Origin of the sequence: Bartonella sp. AA1HLJMS (genome assembly GCF_042197445.1) — a bacterium.
Classification (GTDB): Bacteria; Pseudomonadota; Alphaproteobacteria; order Rhizobiales; family Rhizobiaceae; genus Bartonella.
Window position 1 is genome coordinate 1 of the sequence record NZ_JBHIRW010000057.1, and the last position, 4,056, is coordinate 4,056.

A 4,056-nucleotide genomic window follows, 5' to 3' on the forward strand; every position below is an offset into this window, starting at 1 on the left:
CCCCCCATCGTTCAAGAACCAAAGCGTGCTCCAGCCCATATGCTTTACTCCCACATGTGCCAACCCAACGACAGTGCCAATAATGCAAGAAAACACCACCCACTTGAAGCACCACACCCCACGCGATATCCATTTACCCCGCACCCTCATAAGCAAAACCAAGGACAGCGCCAGCAATGCAACAAACACCGCTCCTATCACTAAAAATTCCCATGATATATCAAAACGCTTCGCTCCCTTATAAGCAAAGCCAAGAACCACTACAGCAATGGCGCAAAACACCACAGCCTTGAAAAACACGCCCCACGATACAGTTCTACTGTTTGCTCCCACAACAATAAAACAAAGGACAGCTCCAGCAATGCAAGAAAGCTCCACCCCCTGCCAAAACACCTCCCACGTAATAGCCGGTCGCCCCGCATCTTCATAAGCAAAACCAAGGACCATGCCAACAACGCCGCAAAACGCCAGCCCCTTTAAAAACATGTCCCGCGCAACCACCATACGCCCCGCTCCTTCATCAATAAAAATCAGAGACCATGCCAAAAATGCAGCAAAAGATCAATCCTTTTCAAAGAATGAAATCCTAAACCCAAGACGCCTTGCCCCTCTATAAATAAGAGCAAGGACAAAGCCCAAAAGGACATAAAACACCCACTTGTTTGAAAACCACACCTGAGCCAAACCAAAATGCTCAGCTTGCTTATAAACAAAATCAGAGACAGCAGCCAAAATGAAGCTCAACAACACCATCTTGAGGAACAAACCCTTCGTTACACCACGCCGCTGCATTACTTCATAACCCAACATAAGGAAAATACCGGGAATGCCATAAAACGCCACAGCTCGTAAAAATACGCCCCACGTCATCCCAAGAGCCTTCATTTCCACATAAACAGCCACAGAGACATAGGCTACAATACAGCTAAACACCAATCCCTTCAAAGACAAAAGCCCGCGCAACATCATGCCATTCCCCCATCAAGTCATTCAAGGAAAATCCACCATGCGACAAAACACCCCTCTTTTCAAGAACCAAATCCATGGGGCTCCCACACACAAGCGCAACAGTCCAAGTCACCCCCAAGAGCGCATACCCACACGGCACACTCCAACACATGTCTTCCTCTCATCCCCCTCTTTTGCCTAGAGCAAGCAACATTTTTTAAAAACGAGAAGCAAAATTAAAATTTTTAAGGAGATGCTATGACCCATAAGCAGAAAAAAAATACGCAAACCTACCCGCTTGATCATCAAAATCAAGAAAAGCACATTGGTCATTTAAAGACGCAAGAAATCCCTGTTGAAACGCGTAATCCTTATTTTAAACCCAATCATCGAGAAAGTTCCAGCAACCCGCGCACCATCAATGCCATTGCCAATGCACAAAGCCATCCCATTGCACTTTTATATGCGAAAGGACATCTCAGCAAAGCCCAATATAAAGCGGCAGAACGTTTTTATTTTTACTGGCGTCAAAGCCAAGCCGATCTCCACATGAGCCTTGACTACACCCGTGAAAAGGTTTCCTGTAGCCAAGGGTACACACACCCTATTGAACGTCAAATAGAAGCCTCCAATCATTTAAGAACAATCAAAGTTCAACTGGGTATTCTTGGCTATTCACTGCTTGAACGCGTTATCGGCCATGGACAAGCGATAAAAGAATTAAGTTCTTCAAAACGCAAACAAAACTCCCTTGCCGATCATTTACGAGATTGTTTAGACTTGCTCGCATTTCATTGGGGATATGCAAACCATAAACATTTTGAATAATCCCCCTCCTCGCTATTTTAAGCGGCCTCCCATGTTGCCCCGCCCCCTCTAAAGAAACCTCCCCCACACGGGCTCAAGCATCCAGCAGCTCTCGCCCCTATTTCCATTACCTTGCCCCCACCCAAAAGGACAATACTTCCCCCCCACACACATAATTAAGATACACCCCACACTCTTAAAAACAAAAAGCCTTCCCCCATATCAGTCCTATAATCATGAGGGGCTCTTAATTCGTTTTTGATTGAAGAATATTATCAAGATGCTTGCATGTATCATAATATTTTTAAATATAGTTTAATTAATATCGAGTCTTAAAACAAATATTCAATTGAAAAAAGTATTACGTTTTAATGCAAAATGACAAAATTTTTTGTAAAAAGTATTTTTTATATTGCTATTTTTTCAATTCTCTGCTAAGTATAATATGGTAGGTTCTTTAAGTATGATTTTTTTGTATTTAGTACGGCCTTTTAAATTTATTCTTTTTTGACACGTCCTGCGAGTCAATGTTAAAATTCTCCTACTTTTTGGTCCTCTGATTGCGACGGAGGACTTTTTTTTATAACTGTACTTTTTATAACTGTATTGTCTTAAATCACTTCCTTATGAGCTTTGTGATAATTCCTCCATAAGGTTTACCCGCAAAATAGATCATTCTTTTGTCAAATTGACTTGCGTTTCATTCTCAAAGAACAAAGATTCTTAACTCAATCTGATTTACAAACAGCTTGGATACACTTCCCTCTTGGTTTGCCATTCCCTCTTGGCTTCTATTCAGGTTTTTCCGCTAAACTCAAGGCGCAACAGAATCTTGCTCTGTCTTAAAGATTCACCACGCCCTTAAAAAAACACTTAAAACATATCCAAGGAAGCTTGCTTCATATCACCAAACCTCAAATGACCGTGTTTTACGGCATAACAGAATGACTTAACTATTGGATAACTTTCTTTATCGCCCCCCAACAGGTTGATGTATCACGACAACATATTGATTTATAATCATCATATCCCGTTATCCATATAAAATTAAGAGACGCAGATATCATAGGGATTCTCTCATTTTAAATTTATTTCATGTTGCATCAATCAACACCTTGTCTTTTCCACATTACAAACATGAGAGACATATGAAATAACGCACTTCAAAGATTTCAAAGATAAAGAATCAAAATGCCTCTTATGAACACGCTCAAGAGCCAAAGGCTGTCATCATATGAGGCGCGAATAGCATGATAATGTGCTGGCTTTTCCTTATGAGATTTTAAAGAAGGACTTATCCACTTCACAAGAGATTTCTCCATTATCAGATTTACCAATATCTCCAATCACCAATATAATTGTGATGATAAGATAACATAATGTTTTTAAACAAGTAGGTAAATGTGCAACACAAATATATTCTATTTAGAACATTCTGTTTTATGTGAGTCGCGTAAACTCCCATTAAAAAACAAAATCCCCCATTAAAAACAAAATCCCTATGAGAAAAAATCTAAAGCGTGAAGATAAAAACATGAGACAAGTGTGATTCCATTCAGATATTGCTCTTTAACCGTCAAACCGAATAAAAATAGATCCGGAAAGTATGTTAATCTTCCTACCTTAAGAGATAAACTAAGAATATAGACAACATCTCTCCTAACATTCCCCTTTTTCTAGCATCGCGTAAGAATCAAAAGTTATACAGCTTATTTTGTCATATTATAAAGCACTGTTTTTTAAGGCGGTATTGAAGCAGTTAAAACAATTGAAGTGTTTAGCCAACGCCATCGCCATTAGCAAAGCTAAAAAAACAAACTGTTGAAAAGCCGTGCATATCTTGTGTAAACATAAAAAAAACAAGAAAAAGGCACAAAAATATCTCAATTTTTATAAAAATACATCAGCGTCTTTTACGATTGTATTGACGAACAACCCTTATCACATAATCATCTTAAATATTGAGAATAAAGAATGAATAGCCCTCGCAAATACAGCAACCTATCAATAAAAATATAAAAACAAATCTTTTTGTTATCTCTGTTTCTTATGGAATATGCCTTTCCCTATGGATGCACTTTAGCCTCCAAAGAGTGCATTCAATCCATGGAAAGGACGCACTCTAGCCCTCAAAAGAGTGCATCCTTCCCCTCAACGGATACCGCCGAACCCTCATAAAGGCAGTATCCAATCTATAAGAGGATGCACTCTAGCCTTCAAAAGAGTGCATCCTTCCCCTCAACGGAGACTGCCAAACCCTCATAAGGCAGTATCCAATCTATAAGAGGATGCACTCTAGCC

4 protein-coding genes are annotated in these 4,056 nt (G+C 39.7%); 1 reads left to right on the forward strand and 3 read right to left on the reverse strand.

The features are described 5' to 3' along the window. The 3 genes from ACFIQE_RS08475 to ACFIQE_RS08485 all read right to left on the reverse strand — a co-directional run. A partial coding sequence (locus tag ACFIQE_RS08475) for a hypothetical protein (RefSeq protein ID WP_375707531.1) occupies positions 1-546 on the reverse strand: 546 nt, incomplete at its 3' end. A gap of 15 nt (positions 547-561) precedes the next feature. Continuing rightward, positions 562-903 carry a hypothetical protein gene (locus tag ACFIQE_RS08480; RefSeq protein ID WP_375707532.1) on the reverse strand — a complete coding sequence of 114 codons (342 nt, stop codon included), beginning with the start codon at positions 901-903 and terminating at the stop codon, positions 562-564. Between the two features lie 22 nt (positions 904-925). Beyond that, entirely contained in the window at positions 926-1,120 is a 195-nt protein-coding gene (locus tag ACFIQE_RS08485; RefSeq protein WP_375613619.1) for a hypothetical protein, read from the reverse strand. Positions 1,121-1,206: 86 nt separating this feature from the next. On the opposite strand from ACFIQE_RS08485, the gene ACFIQE_RS08490 reads away from it, so the two are divergent. Next, positions 1,207-1,776, forward strand: coding sequence for a hypothetical protein (locus ACFIQE_RS08490; RefSeq protein WP_375636911.1), 570 nt, complete (start codon positions 1,207-1,209; stop codon positions 1,774-1,776). Positions 1,777-4,056 lie beyond the last annotated feature (2,280 nt).

Excerpts from the sequence above, each read along its gene's own strand:
- ACFIQE_RS08490 (WP_375636911.1), top strand. The coding sequence starts at position 1,207 with ATGACCCATAAGCAGAAAAAAAATACGCAAACCTACCCGCTTGATCAT.
- ACFIQE_RS08485 (WP_375613619.1), bottom strand. The coding sequence starts at position 1,120 with ATGTGTTGGAGTGTGCCGTGTGGGTATGCGCTCTTGGGGGTGACTTGG.